Annotated in this window: 20 protein-coding genes; 13 read left to right on the top strand and 7 right to left on the bottom strand. The window is 53.4% G+C overall.

Annotated elements, in window-relative coordinates; all coding sequences use genetic code 11:
* The first annotated feature begins 33 nt into the window (after positions 1-33).
* Positions 34-2,667 carry a pyruvate, phosphate dikinase gene (gene ppdK / locus Q5911_RS00845; RefSeq protein ID WP_076778623.1) on the top strand — a complete coding sequence of 878 codons (2,634 nt, stop codon included), beginning with the start codon at positions 34-36 and terminating at the stop codon, positions 2,665-2,667.
* 75 nt (positions 2,668-2,742) lie between these two features.
* Here ppdK and Q5911_RS00840 read toward each other — a convergent pair whose 3' ends face one another.
* From Q5911_RS00840 to Q5911_RS00820, 5 genes are read right to left on the bottom strand one after another with little or no spacing between them, the layout of a single operon-like run.
* Positions 2,743-3,456, bottom strand: a complete 714-nt coding sequence (locus Q5911_RS00840; protein ID WP_331591274.1) for a PHP domain-containing protein — start codon at positions 3,454-3,456, stop codon at positions 2,743-2,745.
* 2 nt (positions 3,457-3,458) lie between these two features.
* Entirely contained in the window at positions 3,459-3,788 is a 330-nt protein-coding gene (locus tag Q5911_RS00835; protein ID WP_303180211.1) for a hypothetical protein, read from the bottom strand.
* Positions 3,789-3,791: 3 nt separating this feature from the next.
* Complete coding sequence (locus Q5911_RS00830) at positions 3,792-5,165, bottom strand: [Fe-Fe] hydrogenase large subunit C-terminal domain-containing protein (protein WP_303180209.1); 1,374 nt, start codon at positions 5,163-5,165, stop codon at positions 3,792-3,794.
* Positions 5,166-5,195: 30 nt separating this feature from the next.
* Positions 5,196-5,618: an ATP-binding protein gene (locus tag Q5911_RS00825; RefSeq protein ID WP_303180207.1), complete on the bottom strand. Its 423-nt coding sequence runs from the start codon at positions 5,616-5,618 to the stop codon at positions 5,196-5,198.
* 35 nt (positions 5,619-5,653) lie between these two features.
* Positions 5,654-5,986 (bottom strand): DRTGG domain-containing protein, encoded by a 333-nt coding sequence (locus tag Q5911_RS00820; RefSeq protein WP_076776396.1) that lies wholly within the window; start codon positions 5,984-5,986, stop codon positions 5,654-5,656.
* Positions 5,987-6,292: 306 nt separating this feature from the next.
* Here Q5911_RS00820 and Q5911_RS00815 point away from each other — a divergent pair, with 306 nt between their 5' ends.
* From Q5911_RS00815 to Q5911_RS00795, 5 genes are read left to right on the top strand one after another with little or no spacing between them, the layout of a single operon-like run.
* Positions 6,293-6,787, top strand: a complete 495-nt coding sequence (locus tag Q5911_RS00815; protein WP_226394756.1) for an NADH-quinone oxidoreductase subunit NuoE family protein — start codon at positions 6,293-6,295, stop codon at positions 6,785-6,787.
* Between the two features lie 2 nt (positions 6,788-6,789).
* On the top strand, positions 6,790-7,347 hold the full coding sequence (locus Q5911_RS00810; RefSeq protein ID WP_303180204.1) for an ATP-binding protein: 558 nt from the start codon (positions 6,790-6,792) through the stop codon (positions 7,345-7,347).
* Positions 7,348-7,370: 23 nt separating this feature from the next.
* Positions 7,371-7,751, top strand: a complete 381-nt coding sequence (locus Q5911_RS00805; RefSeq protein WP_303180202.1) for a (2Fe-2S) ferredoxin domain-containing protein — start codon at positions 7,371-7,373, stop codon at positions 7,749-7,751.
* 15 nt (positions 7,752-7,766) lie between these two features.
* Positions 7,767-9,554 carry an NADH-quinone oxidoreductase subunit NuoF gene (gene nuoF / locus Q5911_RS00800; protein WP_076776403.1) on the top strand — a complete coding sequence of 596 codons (1,788 nt, stop codon included), beginning with the start codon at positions 7,767-7,769 and terminating at the stop codon, positions 9,552-9,554.
* A 15-nt stretch (positions 9,555-9,569) separates the two neighbouring features.
* The gene (locus tag Q5911_RS00795; RefSeq protein ID WP_303180200.1) at positions 9,570-11,315 is read left to right on the top strand and encodes an NADH-dependent [FeFe] hydrogenase, group A6; all 1,746 of its coding nucleotides are present in this window, start codon (positions 9,570-9,572) and stop codon (positions 11,313-11,315) included.
* Positions 11,316-11,413: 98 nt separating this feature from the next.
* On the opposite strand, the gene Q5911_RS00790 is transcribed toward Q5911_RS00795, so the two are convergent.
* Entirely contained in the window at positions 11,414-12,535 is a 1,122-nt protein-coding gene (locus Q5911_RS00790) for a PD-(D/E)XK nuclease family transposase (RefSeq protein WP_303180198.1), read from the bottom strand.
* A 338-nt stretch (positions 12,536-12,873) separates the two neighbouring features.
* Here Q5911_RS00790 and Q5911_RS00785 point away from each other — a divergent pair, with 338 nt between their 5' ends.
* From Q5911_RS00785 to Q5911_RS00760, 6 genes are all read left to right on the top strand, one after another.
* Positions 12,874-13,446 (top strand): VanZ family protein, encoded by a 573-nt coding sequence (locus tag Q5911_RS00785; protein ID WP_303180196.1) that lies wholly within the window; start codon positions 12,874-12,876, stop codon positions 13,444-13,446.
* A gap of 358 nt (positions 13,447-13,804) precedes the next feature.
* Entirely contained in the window at positions 13,805-14,632 is an 828-nt protein-coding gene (locus Q5911_RS00780; protein WP_303180195.1) for an AraC family transcriptional regulator, read from the top strand.
* Positions 14,633-14,722: 90 nt separating this feature from the next.
* The gene (locus Q5911_RS00775) at positions 14,723-15,679 is read left to right on the top strand and encodes an AAA family ATPase (RefSeq protein WP_303180194.1); all 957 of its coding nucleotides are present in this window, start codon (positions 14,723-14,725) and stop codon (positions 15,677-15,679) included.
* Positions 15,680-15,681: 2 nt separating this feature from the next.
* Complete coding sequence (locus Q5911_RS00770) at positions 15,682-16,734, top strand: DUF58 domain-containing protein (RefSeq protein ID WP_303180193.1); 1,053 nt, start codon at positions 15,682-15,684, stop codon at positions 16,732-16,734.
* A gap of 13 nt (positions 16,735-16,747) precedes the next feature.
* Positions 16,748-18,769: a transglutaminase-like domain-containing protein gene (locus Q5911_RS00765; protein ID WP_303180192.1), complete on the top strand. Its 2,022-nt coding sequence runs from the start codon at positions 16,748-16,750 to the stop codon at positions 18,767-18,769.
* A gap of 51 nt (positions 18,770-18,820) precedes the next feature.
* Positions 18,821-19,471 carry an HAD family hydrolase gene (locus tag Q5911_RS00760; protein WP_303180191.1) on the top strand — a complete coding sequence of 217 codons (651 nt, stop codon included), beginning with the start codon at positions 18,821-18,823 and terminating at the stop codon, positions 19,469-19,471.
* Between the two features lie 74 nt (positions 19,472-19,545).
* Here the strand turns inward: Q5911_RS00760 and Q5911_RS00755 are convergent, their stop codons facing one another.
* Complete coding sequence (locus Q5911_RS00755; protein WP_303180189.1) at positions 19,546-20,946, bottom strand: CapA family protein; 1,401 nt, start codon at positions 20,944-20,946, stop codon at positions 19,546-19,548.
* Between the two features lie 211 nt (positions 20,947-21,157).
* Between Q5911_RS00755 and Q5911_RS00750 the strand changes: the two genes are divergently transcribed.
* Entirely contained in the window at positions 21,158-22,885 is a 1,728-nt protein-coding gene (locus Q5911_RS00750) for a [Fe-Fe] hydrogenase large subunit C-terminal domain-containing protein (RefSeq protein WP_303180187.1), read from the top strand.

The following is a 22,885-nucleotide window of genomic DNA, read 5'->3' as shown; positions in this document are numbered from 1 at the left end:
TAGAAAGAAAAATTTTTAGGAGGTCATTGGAACATGGCAACAAAATGGGTTTATATGTTCACAGAAGGTAACGCAACCATGAGAAACCTTCTCGGCGGCAAAGGCGCCAACCTCGCAGAGATGACAGGCCTGGGACTCCCGGTACCGCAGGGATTCACTGTTACTACAGAGGCTTGTACACAGTACTATGAGGATGGCAGAAAGATCAACGACGAGATCATGGGTCAGATCATGGACGCTATGGCTAAGCTGGAAGAGATCACAGGAAAGAAATTCGGAGACAAAGAGAATCCGCTTCTCGTTTCCGTACGTTCCGGTGCAAGAGCTTCCATGCCTGGTATGATGGACACAATCCTGAACCTGGGATTAAATGAGGAAGTTGTTGAGACTCTGGCAGAAGCTTCCGGTAACCCGCGCTGGGCTTGGGACTGCTACAGAAGATTCATCCAGATGTACTCTGACGTAGTTATGGAAGTTGGTAAGAAATACTTTGAAGAGCTTATCGACAAGATGAAAGAAGAGAAAGGTGTTACACAGGATGTTGATCTGACAGCAGAGGATCTGAAGACTCTTGCAGGACAGTTCAAAGCTGAGTACAAAGAGAAGATCGGTTCAGACTTCCCGTCTGACGCTAAAGAGCAGTTAATGGGAGCTGTTAAAGCCGTGTTCCGTTCATGGGACAACCCGAGAGCAAATGTATACCGTCGTGACAACGACATCCCGTATTCATGGGGAACAGCTGTCAACGTACAGATGATGGCATTTGGTAACATGGGTGATGACTGTGGTACAGGTGTTGCGTTCACACGTGATCCAGCTACAGGAGAAAACGGACTCTTCGGTGAGTTCCTTACAAACGCACAGGGCGAGGACGTTGTTGCTGGTGTCCGCACACCTATGCACATTTCCGAGATGGAAGACAAATTCCCGGAGGCATTTGCTCAGTTCAAGAGCGTATGCAAGACTCTGGAGACACACTACAGAGATATGCAGGACATGGAGTTTACTGTAGAGCACGGCAAACTGTACATGCTGCAGACACGTAACGGTAAGAGAACAGCTCAGGCTGCGCTGAAGATCGCATGCGATCTGGTTGACGAGGGAATGAGAACAGAGGAAGAAGCTGTTGCAATGATCGATCCCCGTAACCTGGATACACTGCTTCATCCGCAGTTTGACACTGCTGCACTGAAGGCTGCTACTCCTATGGGCAAAGGTCTTGGAGCTTCTCCTGGAGCTGCCTGCGGTAAGGTTGTCTTCACAGCTGATGACGCTGTAGAGTGGGCTGCAAGAGGCGAGAAGGTTATCCTTGTTCGTCTTGAGACATCACCTGAGGATATCACAGGTATGAAGTCTGCTCAGGGTATCCTGACAGTCCGCGGCGGTATGACATCTCACGCAGCCGTTGTTGCTCGTGGTATGGGCGAGTGCTGTGTATCCGGATGTGGCGACATCATCATGGATGAGGCTAACAAGAAATTTACACTTGGCGGAAAAGAGTTCCACGAGGGAGATGCTATCTCTATCGATGGTTCCACAGGTAACATCTACGACGGTATCATCCCGACAGTAGACGCTACAATCGCTGGTGAGTTCGGACGTATCATGGACTGGGCTGACAAATACAGAACAATGAAAGTCCGCACAAACGCAGATACACCTGAAGACGCAAGAAAAGCTGCTGAGCTTGGCGCTGAGGGTATCGGACTTTGCCGTACAGAGCATATGTTCTTCGGCGAGGGAAGAATTGACGCATTCCGTGAGATGATCTGTGCTGAGACAGAGGAAGAGAGAGAGAAAGCTCTTGAGAAAGTTCTTCCGTATCAGCAGAGCGACTTTGAGAAGCTGTATGAGGCTCTGGAAGGCAACCCGGTAACAATCCGTTTCCTTGACCCGCCGCTTCATGAGTTCGTTCCGACAGAGGAAGAGGACATCAAGAAACTGGCAGAGGCTCAGGGCAAGACTGTTGAGAGAATTAAAGAGATCATCGACAGCCTCCATGAGTTCAACCCGATGATGGGTCACCGTGGATGCCGTCTGGCTGTAACATATCCTGAGATCGCAAAGATGCAGACAAAGGCTGTTATCCGCGCGGCTATCAACGTACAGAAAGCTCATCCGGGCTGGAAAGTTCAGCCGGAGATCATGATCCCGCTTGTTGGCGATATCAAAGAGCTGAAATACGTGAAGAAATTCGTTGTTGAGACAGCTGACGCTGAGATCGCTGCTGCAGGAAGCGACCTTGAGTACGAAGTTGGTACAATGATCGAGATCCCGAGAGCTGCCCTTACAGCTGACGAGATCGCTGCAGAGGCTGACTTCTTCTGCTTCGGCACAAACGACCTGACACAGATGACATACGGCTTCTCCCGTGACGATGCAGGTAAGTTCCTTGACGCTTACTATGATGCTAAGATCTTTGAGAACGATCCGTTCGCAAAACTGGATCAGGTTGGCGTTGGCAAGCTGATGAAGATGGCTATCGATCTTGGAAAACCGGTTAACTCCAAGCTCCACGTAGGTATCTGCGGCGAGCACGGTGGAGATCCGAGCTCTGTAGAGTTCTGCAACAAGCTTGGTCTTGACTATGTATCCTGCTCACCGTTCCGTGTACCGATCGCTCGTCTGGCTGCTGCACAGGCTGCAATCGCACAGAAGAAAAACTAATCACAGCAGAATATAGCGTGGTATATATAAATCCCGCCTCAGAAATGAGGCGGAATTTTTGTATGGCGCCATTAATTATATTGGCGCGGACAGGGCGTCCAGTATGTCCGGTATGCTGCGGGAGGCGCAGGGGATCTGCAGGTCCGGCTCTCTGATGTCCCAGAGATAGTGGGCATCTGAACTTGAGAGGATGCGGCAGCTCTCCAGATAGGGGTGGTCTCTCCTTAGCTGATGCAGCTTTGTAAGATCACGGATTTCCGCGCAACGGAAAGTGCTCTCCGGGGGGATAAAGCCCAGGTTGGATAACAGGCTGGTGGAAGATTTATCCAGATGAGCCGGAAAGCAGATGCCGTGGAATCCTGCCACGAGAGCCTCTGTCCGGTAGAAGGGGATGTCTGTAGCATTGATCAGGAGTTTCTCTAAGGTGCCTGTGATCTGATCCTTCTCATCCAGGATCAGCTGTTCACCGAAAATGTCCGGACGGTTTTTTACAGGAAGGAGATGTGCATACACATAGCTGTCAAAATCCATGGCTGCCTCCAGAGAGGGAAAGAGGCAGACCACATGAACCTCCTCGGAGGTGGTCAGCTCCATGCCCGGGATTAAGGTAATACCCAGATCCTCGGCGTGCCTCATGGCGGCGGGACAGTTCCTGCAGGAATTGTGGTCTGTGAGGGCGATCACATCCAGCCCCTTCACGGCAGCCATGCCGGCGATGTTGGCCGGCGTCATATCTCCGTCGCCGCAGGGGGAGAGGCAGGAGTGGATGTGAAGATCGTAGAAGAGCATGTTCACAGGAGAGCATGCACCGCCAGGGCTGCCTCAAAGACGGGCAGCTCGGTGTAAAATACGGTGATCTCCTCTTTTTTTGCGCAGTCCAGATCTCCCGGTGCGAAGGCAGCCCCCTCTGCCAGGATCACACAGGAGACATCCGCCAGGGAGGCGACGGCCAGCGTGTTACGGTTTCCCATGACCGTGACCCAGGCACTGTCTCCGGGAGCCTTCCCCATGGCGATACTGAGAAGATCGCAGCAGAACACTTTTGTGATGTCCCGGTCAGTCTTTCCTGCATTCTTCAGCTCAAAACAATTTTTTTCAATAAGATTCTGTACAGAAGCCATCAGTCACACATCCTTTCTGCGCAGTTCCAGAGCCAGTTTCCCGATGGAGTGCTGCAGGTTCTGCAGATCCTCGGGGCCAATGCGGCCGGAGGCCTCCATCTCGGTAGTCATGTAGGACAGATCTCCGGAGAGGCTCTGGATAAATGCAATAAATTCATAGATACAGTCATTTCTCGAGGCTTCTCCTCTGACAATGTCCTCTGCCAGGGCCCGGCAGGTGGGAGCGCCGCAGGAGCCGCAGTCCAGGCCGGGGAGCTGCTCGGTCAGGTCCTCCACCATGCCCATCATCTCAAAGCCTTCGCGGAAATTGCTTCCAAGGCGGAAGACCGGCTCGTACTCCACATACTCCTCCCAGAGGTAGTCCACATCCGGGCAGGATTCCATATGGGTGCCGGAGACAGGCAGATACCGGTGGAGCCGCTTTGTCTTGGCGGTGGCCACGTAGGGATTTTCCACGGTCAGAGGACCGCCCACGCATCCTCCGTTGCAGGCGTTCAGCTCCACAAAGAGAAGACCGTGGAACTTCTCGTCCTCCAGATCGCTGAGCACCCGCAGTACGTTCATGATGCCGTCAGCTGCCAGGTAATTGTCTGTGATCAGCCCGGCCGCCTCACCGCCGCTGTTGCTCCAGCCGATGCCGATGCGGCCGGAGGTGGAGAGGGGGCGCAGCTTCGACTCATCGTGGGTCATGTGGGAGAGGAGCACAGGATACACATCTTTGATGGCAAGTACCTTGTCGATCTGGCTTTTCTCAATACCAAGAGGAGCCTTGGCGTAGGTGACCTTGGAGGGGCAGGGGGATATGAAGAAGATTCCGATGTCCGAGGAGGGAAGTCCTGTCTTTTCCATAGCCAGTTTTCTGGCGATCTGTGCCGCGATCTCCACCGGGGGCCGGATGGGCAAAAGCCGGGGGATCAGAGTGGGAAAGCGGACCCGGATGATGCGCACAATGGTGGGGCAGGCGCTGCTGATGAAAGGCGCCTCATCCCGGTGCTCTTCTATGTAGGAGCGGGTCATCTCCGACACCAGTTCCGCTGCGGCGCTGACCTCAAAGACATCGTCAAAGCCCATGGAGAGGAGGGCGTTGAGAACAATGTCCACGTTGGTCAGATTGTTGAATTGGGCGTAGAGGGAGGGGGCGGGAAGAGCCACCGTGTATTTATAATTACGCATCTCATCCAGTGAGTCCGACTCCGCGATCTTGGCGTGGTGGGGACAGTACCGGATACAGCGGCCGCAGTCCACGCAGAACTGGGGCTTGATGGAAGCCTTTCCGCCGTGTACCCGGATGGCCTGGGTAGGGCAGTATTTGATGCAGTTGATGCAGCCTGTGCAGGCATCTTTATCCAGTTTGACAGAATGTATGAATTTATCCAAAAGATGTCCTCCTTTACAGGGCAGATCCGCCTACAGGTGTATGTCCATGGTCACTGTGGTCCCAACACTCACCTCAGTGTCGATCTGCATATTGTCTGAAAATTTTTTCATGTTGGGCAGACCCATACCGGCGCCAAAGCCCAGGGAGCGCACCTCCTCAGGGGCGGTGGAGTAGCCCTGCTGCATGGCTTTTTCCACGTCCGGGATGCCGGGGCCTGTGTCCGCCAGTATGAGCCGGATGTTGTCGTCAGAGACCAGGACTTTAATGCTGCCTCCGTCTGCATGGATGACCATATTGATCTCTCCTTCGTACATGGCGATGGCGACCCGGCGGATGACGCCGCTGTCCACGCCCATCATCTTGAGTTTGTTCTTTACATCGCTGCTGGCTTCGCCGGCGCGGGTGAAATCATCGCCGGAAACCTGGTATTCGAATGTCAGGCATTCGCTCATGTCTGTTTACCTCCTTGATGCCGGCATGACCGGCATTACAGCCCGCTGCTGTACAGAATGCCGCAGGTTGTATACATTCCTTTCTCCGTGTGCAGAACGCACATATCCTTTGCCCTTGCCAGATTCAGGATCTCGCTGTCCAGGGGCTTGCCCCGTACAAAAACAATACAGGAAACATCCAGCATTTCGGCAGTCCGGATGACCTGTGGGTTGCACAGACCTGTGAGAAGGATACAGTGGGGATTGGCAAAAGCCAGCACATCGCTCATCATATCCGAGGCAAAAGCCTCTGCCACATCCTGATCCAGCATCTGTTCGCCGGACAGGATCTGTGCATCCAGAAGGGTTTTGATTTCTCTGATTAACATGGAAACCTCCTGTAAAAATACTGTAAAAACACAGAAAAGATATTTAAATAAGAAACAATAATTATAAAGAGAGTATAACATCAGAAAATATCCAAATCAAGGCAAATTGTATAAAATAGATAAAAATAAAAACACATTATTGTGCATTTTTTAACATATACTGTGAAAAAATAAACATTGAAAAAGGTATAATCACTAAAAAACAGGATAAAAAATTGTAGATATTTAGAAAAGTCTATGATAGAATGAGTAAAGAGTGAAATGCAACGCAATTTTCAGACAAAAAATGAACAAGGAGGTTTACAGATGGGTTCTACGAAGTCGACCGTTCCATTCCGTGGAACGAAAGAGCAGGAAGAGGCGCTGCTTGCTGTCATCCGCGGCATGAAGGATGAAAAGGGCGCCCTCATGCCGATTCTGCAGAAGGCTCAGGAGATATACGGCTATCTTCCCATAGAGGTGCAGAAGATTATTTCCAATGAGACAGGGATTCCCCTGGAAAAAATTTACGGAGTTGTGACATTTTATTCACAGTTTACCTTGAGTCCCAAGGGCAGATATCAGATTTCTGTCTGTCTTGGCACGGCATGCTATGTGAAAGGATCCGGCGACATCTACAACAAGCTGATGGAGAAGCTGGGGATTGTGGGCGGAGAGTGTACCCCCGACGGAAAATTTTCACTGGACGCATGCCGCTGTATCGGTGCCTGCGGCCTGGCTCCGGTCATGACTATCAACGATGAGGTCTACGGCAGGCTGAAGGTGGACGATATCGACGACATTCTGGCCAAATACGAATAGCCATGCTGCCGGAGATATCCCTTCATATCCTGGACGTGGCAGAGAATTCTGTCCGGGCAGGCGCGACTCTGGTAAGGATCGAAGTGCTGGCTGACACGGCTGAAAATACCCTCTCCGTTACGATAGCGGACAACGGCTGCGGCATGTCAGAGGAACAGCTTGCAAAAGTGGAAGATCCCTTTTTTACCACCAGGAATACCCGGAAGGTGGGGCTTGGCATTCCCTTTTTCAAGCAGGCGGCCCTGGCCACGGGCGGAAGCTTTTCCATCCGGTCAAAGAAGGGGGAGGGGACAGTGACAAAGGCGGTGTTTGTCCTTGACAGCATCGACAGGATGCCCCTGGGAGATATGACAGCCACCATACATACACTTGTCACCTGCCATGAGGAGATGGATTTTTATTACAGATATGACTGTGACGGACGCGGGTTTGTGCTGGACACGCGGGAGATGAAGGAAATACTTGGAAATGTGCCGCCAGGACTGCCGGAGGTGTCCGGGTTCATAAAAGAATACCTGGAGATGAACCACAGAGAGGCGGACGGCGGAAACGTGTTATAAAACGGAAAGATTGGAGGAAGGATATGAAATCTCTTGAAGAATTACGTGCTATAAGAGAGACGATGCAGGGAAAAGTGGGCTTCCGCTCCGAGGATGCCACCCAGACAAGGGTTGTGGTGGGAATGGCCACATGCGGCATCGCCAGCGGCGCCCGCCCTGTACTTACAGCCCTTTCTGACGCTGTGCAGGAGGAGGGACTGAATAATATCAATGTCACCCAGACAGGCTGTATCGGCCTGTGCCAGTATGAGCCCATTGTGGAGGTCATGGAGCCGGGCAAAGAGAAAGTAACGTATGTAAAAATGACACCCGAGAAGGCGATGGAAGTGTTCCGCCTGCACTTAAAAGGCGGCCAGGTAGTGACAAAGTACACCCTCGCCGCAGAGAAGATCGGAAAAGAGTAGAAGGAGGTTGCAGTTATGTATCGTTCACATGTACTGGTCTGTGGAGGAACCGGATGTACCTCCTCGGGAAGCCAGAAGATCAGAGACAGACTGGAAGAAGAGATCAGAAAACAGGGACTGGAAAATGAAGTTGGCGTGGTAAAGACGGGCTGCTTCGGTCTGTGCGCCTTAGGTCCCATCATGATCGTGTACCCGGAAGGGGCCTTCTATTCCATGGTAAAAGAAGAGGATATCCCGGAAATCGTGTCCGAACACCTCTTAAAAGGAAGAGTGGTTAAGCGTCTCCTCTATGATGAGACAGTCAAAGGCGCGGAGGTGCTGCCGCTCCAGGAGACAAAATTCTACAAAAAGCAGCATCGTATCGCCCTGCGCAACTGCGGTGTCATCAACCCGGAAAATATTGAGGAGTACATCGGCACCGGCGGATACGAGGCCCTGGGCAAAGTGCTCACAGAGATGAAGCCTCAGGACGTGATCCAGATCCTTCTGGACAGCGGCCTTCGGGGAAGAGGAGGAGCCGGCTTCCCCACGGGACTGAAGTGGAAATTTGCCGCCGCAAACGAGGCGGACCAGAAATATGTCTGTTGTAACGCCGACGAGGGCGACCCGGGAGCATTCATGGACCGCTCCGTGCTGGAGGGTGATCCCCACGTGGTGCTGGAGGCCATGGCCATCGCAGGCTACGCCATCGGCGCCTCCCAGGGTTACATTTATGTCCGGGCAGAGTACCCCATTGCGGTAGAGAGACTGAACATTGCCATCGGACAGGCAAGAGAGTACGGACTTCTCGGCAAAGACATTTTCGGGACAGGATTTGATTTTGATATTGAACTGCGCCTGGGTGCGGGAGCCTTTGTCTGCGGCGAGGAGACAGCCCTTATGACATCCATCGAGGGCAACAGGGGCGAGCCCCGTCCCCGTCCGCCTTTCCCGGCGCTGAAAGGCCTGTTCCAGAAACCCACCATCTTAAATAATGTAGAGACGCTTGCAAATATCCCCCAGATCATCTTAAACGGACCGGAGTGGTTCGCCTCCATGGGAACCGAGAAGTCCAAGGGAACCAAGGTTTTCGCCCTGGGCGGAAAGGTAAACAACACAGGACTGGTGGAGATCCCCATGGGAACCACCCTCCGGGAGATCGTGGAGGAGATCGGCGGCGGCATCCCCAAGGGCAAGAAGTTCAAGGCAGCCCAGACCGGCGGCCCCTCCGGAGGCTGTATCCCGGCAGAGCACTTTGACGTGCCCATAGACTATGACAATCTGATCGCCATCGGCTCCATGATGGGATCCGGCGGACTCATCGTCATGGATGAGGATACTTGTATGGTGGACATCGCCAAGTTCTTCCTGGAGTTCACAGTAGATGAATCCTGCGGCAAATGTACACCCTGCCGGGTGGGCACAAGGAGGATGCTGGAGATCCTGGAGAAGATCACAAAGGGCCAGGGAACCATGGAGGACCTGGACCGTCTGGAGGAGCTGGCAGAGCATCTGAAATCAGGTTCCCTCTGTGCTCTGGGACAGACAGCGCCAAACCCGGTTCTGTCTACTTTGCGGTATTTCCGGGACGAGTACATTGCCCACATTGTGGATAAGAAATGTCCGGCGGGCGTGTGCAAGGACCTTCTGCAGTATCGGATCGATGCGGACAAGTGCCGCGGATGTACGCTCTGTGCCCGCACCTGCCCCAACGAGGCTATCGAGGGCAAGGTGAGAGAGCCTCACGTGATCAATCAGGACAAATGTGTAAAATGCGGCGCCTGCATGGAGAAATGCCGCTTTGGCGCAATCTACAAAGAATAATGGAGGATGGAGAATATGGAGAATATCAACTTAAAGATAAACGGTTTAGAAGTATCCGCTCCGGCTGGTTCCACCATTCTCGAAGCGGCGCACCTGGCGGGTATCAGGATCCCGACCCTGTGCTATTTAAAAGAAATCAATGAGATCGGCGCCTGCCGTATGTGCGTGGTGGAGGTCAAAGGAGCCAAAAACCTTGTGGCGGCCTGCGTCTATCCCATCAATGAAGGCATGGAAGTGTGGACCAACACGCCCAGACTGATCAAGTCCAGAAGGCGGACCCTGCAGCTTCTGCTTTCCAACCACGATAAAAAATGTCTCTCCTGCGTGCGCAGCGGCAACTGCGAACTGCAGCAGCTCTGCCGTGAGTACGGCGTGGACGATGAAGATTATTTCCAGGGAGAGTCCAACCACTATGAGCTGGACACTTCCGCGGCCCACATGATCCGGGACAACAATAAATGTATCCTCTGCCGCCGCTGCGTAGCTGTGTGCGAGAAGACCCAGGGCGTGGGCGTCATCGGGCCCAACAACAGAGGTTTTGCCACCTTTATCGGCTCAGCCTTTGACATGGGTCTTGGCCAGACCAGCTGCGTCTCCTGCGGACAGTGCATTGCCGTCTGTCCCACAGGCGCTCTCTACGAGAAGGACTACACAGACCAGATCCTGGAGGCCATCGCAGATCCGGACAAATACGTGGTGGTGCAGACAGCGCCGTCCGTCAGAGCCGGTCTTGGCGAGGAGTTCGGCTATCCCATGGGAACAGATGTAGAAGGAAAGATGGCGGCAGCCCTCAGAAGAATCGGATTTGACAAAGTGTTTGACACAGACTGGGCGGCGGATCTGACCATCATGGAGGAGGCCACAGAGCTCCTTGACAGGATCAAAAACGGCGGCGTGCTTCCTCTCATCACATCCTGCTCACCGGGCTGGATCAAGTACTGCGAGCACTATTTCCCGGATATGACAGAGAACCTGTCAAGCTGTAAGTCACCCCAGCAGATGTTCGGAGCTATGTTAAAGACCTACTTTGCCGAGAAGGAAGGCATTGACCCGGCAAAGATCGTGTCCGTCAGCGTCATGCCCTGCACGGCCAAGAAGTTTGAGATCGGAAGAGACGACCAGAGCGCGGCCGGCGTGCCGGATGTGGATATAGCCATCACCACAAGGGAACTGGCACGGCTGATCCGGCGGTGCGGCATTGAATTTACCTCTCTCCCGGATGAGAAATTTGACGATCCCATGGGCGAGTCCACGGGAGCCGGCGTCATCTTCGGCGCCACAGGCGGCGTTATGGAGGCGGCCCTGCGGACAGCGGTGGAGACCCTCACCGGGGAGGAGCTGGCAAAACTGGAGTTCACTGATGTGAGAGGAACAGAAGGGATCAAGGAGGCCTCCTACAATGTGGCAGGACTGGATATCAAGGTGGCAGTTGCCTCCGGCCTTTCCAATGCCAGAACCCTTCTCAACAAGGTGAAGGCAGGAGAAGCCAGCTACCACTTTATCGAGATCATGGGCTGCCCGGGCGGCTGCGTCAACGGCGGCGGCCAGCCTCAGGTGTCCGGCGATGTGCGGAACTTTACAGATGTGCGGGCGATCCGCGCCGGCGTGCTGTACCGCAATGACGAGGCCAAGGCGATCCGGAAGTCCCACGAGAATCCGGCTATCAAAAAGCTTTACGAGGAATATTTAGGCGAGCCGGGAAGCCACAAGGCTCACGAGTATCTGCACACCACCTACGTGAAGCGATCCATCAACGGATAGGAAAACCTCCTTATGTGATATTTATACAAATAACGAAGCGGGAAGAGAGCTCTTGAGGCTTTCTTCCCGCTTCACTGATTCTGGCCTGTTCTTCTGTTTTAGTTCTGGCTGGCAAGCTGACGCTTAAGCTCTGCGATCAGCCTGTCCTTTTCGTCGAGTGCGGCTTGCATCCGGTTTCTTTCGGCTAACATCTGACTTCTTTCAGCTGACATCTGGTCTCTTTCGGCTAGCATCTGGTCTCTTTCGGCTAGCATCTGGTCTTTTTCAGCTAACATCCGATCTCTCTCAGTTTGGATCTGCATCCTTTCTGCCTTCATCCGGTCGATCTCTGTCTGCATCTCATCCATCATATACTGTTCCGTATTACGGTCTAAAATAGCCAACTCTTCTGAAAACATATTCATCACCTTCTTTGTATCCTGGCATAGTGTATAAAGTTCTTCGTAAAGTTTCTGGAAGAATGGATAGTCCTCTAAAAGTGAGAGAATGGTTCCGGGCTCATCGGAAGAGAGGAATGCAAGCCATGCTTCCAGCCGGTTTCTGATACCATTATTGTGAAGTATTTCCTGAAATATGTCAAGTGGAATGAAAATGTATTTCTGTAGAAGATTGATCTTGATACCCGTATCGGATCTGGCTTCCAGATGGTGAAGGTAGTCATTGGGGAAAGCATGAAATTGAGAGGGGGATTTTTCGTAGAGAACGATTGTGTAGACGTTCTGGATATCTTTATAGCTGAATCTTTTCTCTTCTTTACTGCGCTTTCCGCGCACTCGTTTGTACTGCCTAAGGAGCAGATCGGCAGAGTAGCAGGCGCTGCGCTGTCCGGGAAACATATATCCCAGTCGCTGGATTTCAAGGTTGGCAATGCTTCCATCATCCAGTTCGATCACAATGTCTGTAATGATAAAATAACTTTCGCCGGCGATCCTTGCGGAGTCATTAGGCAGGACAGACCTGATCTTTACAGGCTGATGAAGGAGAAGCGATAGGAAATCTTCCATTCGTTCCGGAGCATACTCGGGATTAAAGATCTCTTTAATGAAGCCATCCGTCAGGATATTAATGCCCTTTTCACCGGAACAGAATGCAAGGAAATGTTCCTGGCGGTCTTTCGTCCATTTGCCGTACATGTCTGAAAGATTGTCTGAACTTCTGATCTCTGCTAGGATTTCTTCTTTTGTGCGGATCTTTGGGAAATAGCTTTTCAGATTGTTCATAGATGGTTCCTCCTTAGAAAAAATAGAAATGACATTAGATGCCCATAGGGCTGTGGGAGACTGCCCAGAGCAGACAGTCTGAATTATAAAGATATTAACATAAATAAATATGAAATGCAATGTGAAATAAAAAGGCATAAAAAATTCGTAGAGCATATAAGTCTACGAAAAATATGAAGGGGAAAGAAGCAATGCGGTGCGTCCATAGAAGCCATACGGTGTTTAAGGAAAATTAATAAAATCATAAGCCGCTCTTCCTTGACGATTCAGCCAAAAACATATACTATAAGGTCTCCGAAGATGATACAAGTTGACAGACGCAAAAAGGAGGCCTGCATATGGGTATCTATCAGATCATAGCAATTCACAGCCGTCCCTGGTCCCAGCGGGAGATCGTTTTCTTTGGGAGCGTGATCATGGCCGTGGCGCTGCTGCTCCTGGCAGCGGCAGGGATGCGCAGGATCAAGAAAAGCCAGGCGGTCAGTGTGCTGGCTGCGCTGGTCTATATCGTGCTGGTGTTTGGGTCGACCGTATTTACGAGAGGCTTGACGGACCGGCAGTTTGAGCTGACGCTTTTCTGGTCGTGGAGGGAGATGCTGGCATACCATGACAGAGAGATGCTGCAGCAGATCCTGCTGAATTGCGTGATGCTGGCCCCGGTGGGGATGCTGCTCCCGGCGGCAGCAGCGCACAGGGTGCGTCCGGCAGCTGCTCTGGCAGTGGGTGTGCTCCTGTCGGGGATGATCGAAGTGAGCCAGTTTGTCTTCAGGCGGGGGCTTTTTGAGCTGGATGATATCATACACAATTCGCTGGGATGCATGATAGGGTGCATGGCGGCAAACGCTGCGCTTCACTTTTTTCTGCAGAGAAGGAGTCAGAGGGCCGGGGCTGTAAAAGCGGCTGCAGTGTGAAAGGAACGGCCTTTCTGCGGCCTGGAGCGAAAAAAGAAATCTGAAAATACATAGAAGTTAAAGACGACAAAAAAGCAGGCAGCTGTTTGGGATCGGACACTCTTAACAGGGTGAAAGGCCAGGACAGCTGCCTGCTTTTTTATTGTTATTTTGTTTCATTGTTTTTTACCGTGTTTTCTAGAAGAGATCTTTTGTGTAAATCTGCATATATGTCTCAAAAGAGTCTCTTAAGAAATTGCTAAATCTTCTGATCATATGTGGCACCTCCTCTTTATTTTCAATTGCATTATAGTGTGATCCGGACTATAATTCTTGTCAAAAGAGAAGATAAATCAGCCAAATCTTGCAGGAGGACCTCATGCATTTTTTCTACGAGCTAAAAGAAGATCAGATGGAGATATACGAGAAGGAGTCTGTCCACTACCCGCCCCACATCCACAAGTCCATGGAGTGTATCTATGTGACAAGCGGGACATTGGAGCTTGGCGTGGGGAGGACGCTGTGTCATATGGAGACAGGGGATTTTGGGATTATTTTTCCTAATGTCATCCACCACTACCAGGTGTTCAGCCGGGAGGAGTCCAGGGCTCTGTATTTCCTGGCTCCGCCATCTTTTGCTGGATTTTATCTGGAGCAGCTCCAGACCTGCCAGCCCAAAGACCCGGTGCTTCCGGCGGCGTTTGTACATCCGGACATCCCTTACGCCCTGGAACGTCTGAGGGAGCTGGCCGACTTGGAAGAGGGGCAGCAGGGGGAGGCGCTCGGAAAGGCGTTCACCCAGATCATCCTGGCAAGGGCATTTCCTTGTCTGACTCTCCAGAAGCGTGGGGAACAGCCGGGACAGGATATCGTGTACGACATGGTAGCTTATATGGCAGAGCACTATACCGAGGAGGAGATGTCCCTCACCAGGATGGCCCAGGATCTGGGGTACAGCCCCTTTGCCCTGTCCCGCGTTTTTTCTCACACGTTTCACACCAATTTCAACCGGTATTTAAATGAACTCCGCCTGAATCAGGCGTTGTCTCTGATGCAGGATGCGGACGCGTCTGTCACGGATCTGGCTATGAACGCGGGATTTACCAGCATGCGGACCTTCAACCGCGTCTTTCAGGAGCGTTTTCATATGTCGCCTAGGGAATACAGAAAGCGGATGCCAGGAAAAGCAGACCACGCAGAAAAATGAGTGAGCCCCGGGGGATGCGGTGGATATCTTCCTGTATGTGTGCTAATATGATGACAGATGAGCAGGAAACAGGGGAAAGGGGAGCTGTAAATGAGCGAAACATATCAGGAGGCAGCCTGGGAAGTGATCCATGAGGTGGAGAAGGCTGTGGTGGGAAAGGAACAAATCATAGAGAAGATCATGACAGCCATTCTGGCAGGCGGGCACATTCTTGTGGAGGACATGCCCGGAACCGGGAAGACCACCATGGCACTTGCCTTTTCCAGAGCTATGGGACTGAAGGAAAAGAGGGTGCAGTTCACGCCGGATGTACTGCCCTCAGATCTGACAGGATTTACGATCTACAAAAAGGAACTGGAGAAATTTGTCTACCAGCCGGGGGCAGCTATGTGCAATTTTCTTCTGGCGGATGAGATCAACCGCACATCGCCCAAGACCCAGTCTGCCCTCCTGGAGGTCATGGAGGAAGGGCAGGTGACGGTGGACGGCGTGACAAGGCAGACCGGCCGTCCTTTTATTGTCATGGCTACGGAGAACCCGGCAGGGTCAGCCGGAACCCAGCTGCTCCCGGAGTCGCAGCTGGATCGTTTTATGATCTGTGTGAAAATGGGGTATCCGGACCGGGCGGATGAGATTGAGATACTGAAGAGAAACCAGAAGGGGAGGCCGGCTGTGAGAGCCGGCAATGTGCTCAGCCCGGATATTCTGTGCAGGATGCAGGAGGAGGCGGCAGAGATCTACATCCATGATCTGGTCTACGGGTATATTGCAGATCTTGTGGAGGCTACCAGGAACCATAGTCTGATCTCTCTGGGAGTGAGCCCCAGAGGGGCTGTGGCCATGTCGGCTATGAGCAGGGCCAGGGCCTGGCTGAAAGGGAGGCAGTATGTGGTTCCTGAGGATGTGTCTGCCATATTTACTGACACGGCTGCCCACCGCATTCAGCTGTCGGCGAAGGCCCGGGTGGGACATGTGCAGCCGGAGGACCTTCTGTCCCAGATCGTGGAAAAGGTGCCAGCGCCTTCACCCAGAGCAAGGCGGGTGTAAATATGGCGCTTCGGATACTCTTTTACATGCTGGCAGTGATTTTTACCGGGTATTTGTTCTTTATATTAAATGACACAGCTGTGACAGCGGTGCTGATCCTGGAGATCCTTTATCCGGCTGCCGCCTGGATCTTTCTGGCGGGCGCGGGAAGAAATGTGGAGGCCCGCATTGGCTTTGTGCCGGACATGGGGGAAAAGGGACAGGAGATAGAGATACCGGTCCTTGTAAAGAGCAGATACCGCTTTCCAGTCAGGTGCAGGGCCATTGTTACTGTGGGGAACCGGTTTGGTCAGGGAAAGAGGAAGAAAAGGCTGTCCTGCTATCTGGCTCCGGGAAAGACGAGAAAACTTTCTGTCAGGATCAAGGCAGAGCTGAGCGGACGCATGGAGGCAGAGCTGACCAGTCTGATCCTCTGGGATTACCTGGGGATGTTCAAAAGGACTCTGCTGACAGAGGGGCACAAAGCAGTGGGGATCTGGCCGGAGATGGAGCTTCTCCCCGTGGAAGTAACCAGGAGGACAAGGGACTTTCTTGCAGATGCGGATGAGTATTCTACGGAGAAGAGCGGAGACGATCCATCCCAGATCTATCAGATCCGGGAGTACAGACCCCAGGATCCGGCGCGGAATATCCACTGGAAGATCAGCGCAAAGGAAGACGCTGTGATGGTGAAGGAGAACAGTTTCCCGCTGGGGGCGGCTGTACTGGTGCGGATTGAATTTCAAACGAGCCGGAAGACGGCGGAGGATCTGGACAGCATTCTGAAAAGCACAGCCTCCCTTTGCCTTTCCCTGACTGAGGCGAAGTGTGTACACATGGCTGCCTGGTTTGAGGAGAAGAACCACCGGGTGGTGAAAATGCGGGTGGACGACGAAGAGAGTCTCTATGAGCTGATCTGGCGTCTGATGGAGATAGAACCAGTCAGTGACAGGGAGTTTGCCCGCTCCTGCTGTGAGGAGGCGTTCCGGGGCGTCTGGTTCAGCACGGTGCTGACGGTGACGGACGCAGGAGAGATCCTTGTAAACGGGCAGCGCAGGGAATTGCTGCAGATGTGAGAGGGGGAGACGGATGAAAGAGAAAAGGGGAGAGAGAAGACAGGCGCTACTGGACAACAGGGTTTCTCTTTTTGTGCTGCGCACCCTTGTGGTCTGTCTGGCAGTCATAGCCTGGTGGGAATGCATGTTTTCTGTTTTCCCTGGAATGGAAGTGGACAGAAGCTGGCTGTATGCCCTGACCTGTCTGTCCGCTCTTGTGATCCACGCAGGGATGGCCGGCAGATGGAGGAAAATGGCCCTGCCGGCTCTGGTATTTGCCCTGGTCCTGCTGGTCTGGAGATGTCTGCCTGCTGTACAGGGAGCGGCGGCTCATCTTGTCAATGGATATCTAACGGTGCATCAGGAGAGGGGATTTTCGGTGCGCTTTTGGGAGGAAAGGGCGCTTTCCCCGGAGGCAATGGCTCTGGGTACAGTGGTTCTGGTCTGTGTTCCGCTCCTGGTTGTGCTGCTCCTGGTGGTCTGTCTGGGGAGGGGAAAACTGGTTGCTGTGCTTGTTTTTTTTATCCCCGTGCTGGCAGCTGTGCTGGAGGGAGCCTTTCCTGCTGCTGCTCCGACCTGGATGCTGATCCTGGCAGGAGGCTGCTATCTTACTGCTGCCGGGGCAGGGGGAAGTGAGACGGCGGGTTCGCCCGGGGCGGTCTGGGCGGGAACCGCTGCCGTTGCCGTGATCCTTCTGGTTCTGGGAGGCGCATCTGTTCTGGCAGGCAGGGCAGTGGATGTGATCCGTCTGGAGGAAGACGGGATTTACCTGCAGGCCAGGGAGGCCATTCAGACCGGGATCGTGGATAACTTAAACCAGGTCCGGCTGCAGATAGAAGGCCAGGATCAGGAAGAGAACAGAAGGGAAGAGGTGCAGCAGCCGGAGGAGACAGAGGAAGAGCAGACAGAGGAGGATACTCCTCAACCGGAGGAGCAGAGGGAGTCGCCGGCGCCGGAGACAGTAGATGGCGCTCTGCCCTGGGATACAGGACAGGAAGGGATGACAGAGCTTTCCTCTGTGGCAGAATTTGTGCCGGATCAGACAGCGACTGTCACGGTGGAGCTGGAGGAAGCGCCCGCAGATACGGTCTACTATCCGCTCAGGCGGGGCGGCACATACACAGGGCAGACGTGGGAAGAGACATCCAGCGAGGACGGGGAAGACAGCATCTTTCTCTCCTGCCCGGACAATCTGAACCGGCTGGAAGAGCTGTGTGACTCCCTGCCAGCGGATACGGTGGAGGAGGCAGAAGAGCAGATTGACAGGGAAGTGACCCAAAAGGCAGTCTATGACACAGCGCCGGGCAGGACACCGGCAGGGGAAGATTTTGCCGAGTATTTTTTGTTTGAGAGTGAGAGAGGCTTCTGTGTGCATTTTGCAACCACAGCTGCGCTCATGTACCGGATGATGGGATATCCGGCCAGGTATGTAGAAGGCTACGCCATTCCGGCCTCAGCCTTTTCCAGACAGGAGGATGGGACGTATCTGGCTGTGGCGGACGGGACGATGGGACATGCCTGGTGCGAGACATTTGCGGATGGGGCCTGGACCGTGCGGGAGCACACCCCCGCCTCCGGAGCTTCGGCTGCGCCTGACAGCGAAGAACAGGCTGGGACCGAGCCTGACAACGCGGCGGGCCAGGGATGGCTGGCTTCCTTGCTGGCAGCAGGGGCATGTGCTGTTGGCATATTTTTCCTACAGGCCGCGGTTAGAAGGAAGAAGAAATACCGTCTGCTGGGAGACAGGGACCGGGCGGAAGCGGTGAAGGCTGTCTATGACTTCATCTATGACAGAAGTCTCCGGAAGGGAATGAAAGAATACAGGCCCCTGGAGGAGGAGACCTGCCGGCACATGGCAGGCTTATGGGAAAGTGTCCGGGAGGAGGAGATGATGTGGCTGTATCAGCTTGTGCTGGAGAGCATGTTTTTCCACAAGTGCCCATCCCGGGAAGAATACAGCAGAGCGATGGATATCTGCCGGCGGACGGAAGCAGAGATGTACAGGGAACTGAAAGGCTGGCAGAAGTGGAAGTATAAATATATCTGGTGCCTGTGATGCCTGGCGGGACAGGCTGGCGTGGCAGAGGGCAGGGACAAGGAGGAAGGCGTGAAAGAGTACAAGTACATTTTTTTTGATCTGGACGGAACAGTGACAGACCCGGGGCTGGGCATCACCAATTCTGTCATGTATGCCCTGAAAGGCTTTGGCATTGAGGAGACAGACCGGACAAAGCTGTACCGGTTTATCGGGCCGCCTCTTGCGGACTCTTTCCAGGAGTTCTATGGATTTACCGGGGAGGAGGCTAAGCGTGGGATCGATCTGTACCGGGAATATTACAGGGACCGGGGCATTTTTGAAAATAGAGTCTACAACGGCATGGAAGAGATGCTGGGCACTTTGAAACAAAGAGGAAAGACGCTGGTGCTCGCGACCTCCAAGCCGGAGCCCTTTGCCCGCGAAATACTGGAGCATTTTCATCTGGCTTCTTATTTTACCTATGTGGCGGGAGCGACCATGGACGAGACAAGGGTGAAAAAAGAGGAGGTTATCGCCTATGCCATGGAGTCCTGCGGCATCACAGATCCGGGGCAGGTGCTCATGGTGGGAGACCGTCGCCATGATATCGAGGGCGCCAGGGCAAACGGTGTGGACAGCCTGGGTGTCCTCTATGGATATGGAAGTAGAGAGGAGCTGGAGCAGGCCGGCGCCTGCTATCTGGCGGAAAAAGTGGAAGATATTCTAAAAATCGTAAAATAAAAGGGCAGAAAAAAAGATGCACGGCCGCATGTGGGAGTATACTCACTGTGGAAGGTGCATCTTTTTCTATGTGACTATATAGCGGATTTCAGCGGCAGCGCGGCTTTTACCTTCTCCACGCCTGCCCCGATGATGGCCTGGGTTCTTGCGGCGGACTCGTCAGCTTCCTCTTTGATGCCGGAAAGGCCGGTGGTTTCTTCCAAGGTGGAGGTATCATTTACCGGAAGGACGGCAAAGGCGGCGCCGGCGTCGGTTTCGTAGCGGTATGTCCACATGGGGGTGAAGGCGGCATCTGTGAGGGTAACCTTTCCTTTCTCATCGCTGGAAAGGGTCAGCGTCAGCATGTAGCTGTCCTCGGTCTCGCCGGTGGGCATTTCCGCCTGCATGTATTCAGCACGCTGGTTGGAGAGGAAATTTCCTATGGCGTAAGCGCAGAGCATCTGGTGCTCTCCGTCTGCGGAGGTCAGCACATCTACCGGCTGGATCACGTGGGGATGGCTGCCGATGAGGGTGTCAATGCCCATGTCGCAGAGCTTCTGGGCGATCTGTGTCTGCTCTTCGGACTGCTGTGTCTGGTATTCTGTGCCCCAGTGCATGTAGGCGATGGTGTACTGGACACCCTCCTCCTTCATGGCGGAAAGGGAGGTCTCTACTTCACTGTAGAATGGATCCGGATTGCTGGGATCAAAGGAATTGATGAGAGCAGATGCCGTGTCTGACAGGGGAATGCCGTTGATGGACTTGGAACCGCTCTGTGCTGTGGTTTCATATACATAGCTGAGCACGCCAACCTTGATGCCGTTTACATCCACCACATTATATTTCTTCTGGTTTTCATCCCTGCGTGTCCCTATGTACTGTAGATTTCTCTGCTGCAGCACATCCATGGTGCGCTGGAAACCATCGTCCAGCCCGTCGTACACATGGTTGCTGGCCAGATTGACCATGTCAAATCCGCCTCCGGCCAGGGCGTCAGCCAGGGCATCTGGCGCTTTGAACATGGGATAACCGCTGTATCCGGCCTCCTCCCCGGCAAGAGAGGTTTCCATGGTGACAGTGGAGAAATCTGCTTCCTCGAGGAGAGGACGGCAGTAGTCAAAAATAGCGTTATAGTTGTAGCTTCCATCCGAGGAGTTCAGGTACACGCCTGACTCGAGAAAGGGAAGATGGAAAACAATATCTCCGGCAGCTGTCCAGGTGGCAGTTGCTGGTGTGTAAGCCTGTGCCTGGGCGCTGGCAGGCTGGGCTTTCTCTTTTTTACTCTCCTGTCCTTCTGCCGGGAAAAAGACGGACAGCAGGGCTGCGGCCGCGATGCCCAGAATGATCGTGGCAAAGACAAAAAGGAAGAATTTCTGGTCGTTTTTCTTACAGGAACGCTTTATGGAACGCCGAACTTCCGCTGCGGCCTGTTCCCGCGCTTCCTCTGCCCGCTGCATTTCCCGGGCCCTTTTTCTATGGTTCTCAAATTCAGTCATTTCTCTTTTTGAACCGGTATTTTTTTTGCGGGCATACCGGCTCCCCCTCCCTCTTATGTAATACTTATATTGTACGTCCTCTCCTGTATAAAAACAAGCCCTGAACAGAGGGGGATTTCAGCATTTTCCTGGCTTTTCGTTGCTCTGTCTGTGCCGGGAATGCTATAATATGCATAAGTATGAAAAAGAGCGATGCGGGAGGAGGGCAAAAGTGAGAGTTATAGATTTTAAAGATGCAAGCTGCCGACATTGTTATAAATGCGTGCGGCACTGTGAGGTGAAGGCGATTTCTGTGCAGAATGAGCAGGCCCACATTATGAAGGATCACTGCATTAACTGCGGCCACTGTCTGGAAGTCTGTCCCCAGAACGCCAAAAAATTTGCCAGCGACATAGACAGGGTGAGAGGATACCTGCGCCAGGGAATGAAAGTGATCATCTCCCTTGCCCCCTCCTACCTGGGAGTGCTGGAGTATGACCGGCCGGGGCAGGTTGTCGCGGCTCTCAAAAAGCTGGGATTTTATGCAGTCAGGGAGACGGCGGAAGGGGCGGCCCTTGTGACGGCTGAGTACCAGAAGCTGCTGCAGGCAGGGAAGATGCCCAATATCATCACTACCTGCTGTCCCAGCGTCAACGACCTGATCGAGAAATATTATCCGGAGCTCGTGTCCCTGATGGCTCCGGTGGTGTCCCCCATGATCGCCCACGGGCGTCTGATCCGCCGGATCTACGGGGAGGACGTAAAGGTGGTTTTCCTGGGCCCCTGTATTGCCAAGAAGGCAGAGGCTGTGGGAGACGAGCGTGTGAGCGGTGCTGTTGACGCTATCCTTACCTTTGAGGAAGTGGTGAAATGGTGGGAGCTGGAGGGCATCGACGTCTCCGAGTGTGAGGATGAGGCCCTGGCCAATCCCTGTCCTATGGTCAATCAGCTCTATCCGGTCGGCGGGGGTATCATCCACTCTGTGCTGGCAGGACCGGGAGCGCCTCTCGAGGGCCAGGGACGCTACTACAAGGTGGCGGTGGACGGCCTGACCGCCTGCATGGAGCTTTTCGAGGAATTGAAAAAAGGGGAGATAAAGGATTGCTTTTTTGAGGTGAATGTGTGTGAGGGCGGCTGTATCAAGGGACCTGCCTCGGATAAGTGGAACCGTTCTGCTGTGCGGGCCAAGATGGATGTGGAGAGACATGCGGTAAAAAGAGGGCCGGCGGAGGACATTGACGGAGCAAATGTGGATATGCATAAGACCTTTGCGGACCGGCGAGTGGAGGACCCGGTGCCCACGGAGGAGCAGATGGAGGACGTGCTCCGGGCGATGGGGAAATACACGAAGTCAGACGAGCTCAACTGCGGTGCCTGCGGTTACCCCAGCTGCCGCGCCAAGGCCACCGCTGTTTTTCAGAAGAAGGCGGAGATTGGCATGTGCCTTCCCAATGCCGTGGCCCAGGCTGAGTCCATGTCCAATGTTGTCATGGATGTGACGCCCAGCATGATCCTTATCGTGGACAGCCAGATGCGGATAAGAGAGTGCAATAAAAAAGCGCTGAAGCTCCTGGAGGTCTCCAGGGAGGAGGCTCTGGAGCGGTACATATTCGAGTTTATCGAATCGGAGGATATCGACAGGGTGCTGGATACAAGAGAGCCCATCATCCGGAAGAAGGTCCGCCTGGAGCCCAATGGCCTGCCCGTGGTGGAGAGCATTATTTATATAGACCGTCTGGAGTCTGTCCTTGTCACCTACCAGGATGTGTCAAAGGAAGAGAAGGCGAAGGAGCAGCATTACCACCTGAAAATGGAGACGGTGGAGATGGCCCAGAAGGTCATTGACAAACAGATGATGGTGGCGCAGGAGATCGCCGGGCTTCTGGGAGAGACGACGGCGGAGACCAAGGTGACACTGTCAAAGCTGCGGGACTCTATTTTGTTTGAAGAGGAAGATTGA

It is taken from the genome of Lachnoclostridium phocaeense (assembly GCF_959599685.1).
GTDB lineage: Bacteria > Bacillota > Clostridia > Lachnospirales > Lachnospiraceae > Claveliimonas > Claveliimonas monacensis.
Note: the sequence above shows the minus strand (reverse complement) of the source record. Positions and strands in the feature narration are given on the sequence as shown.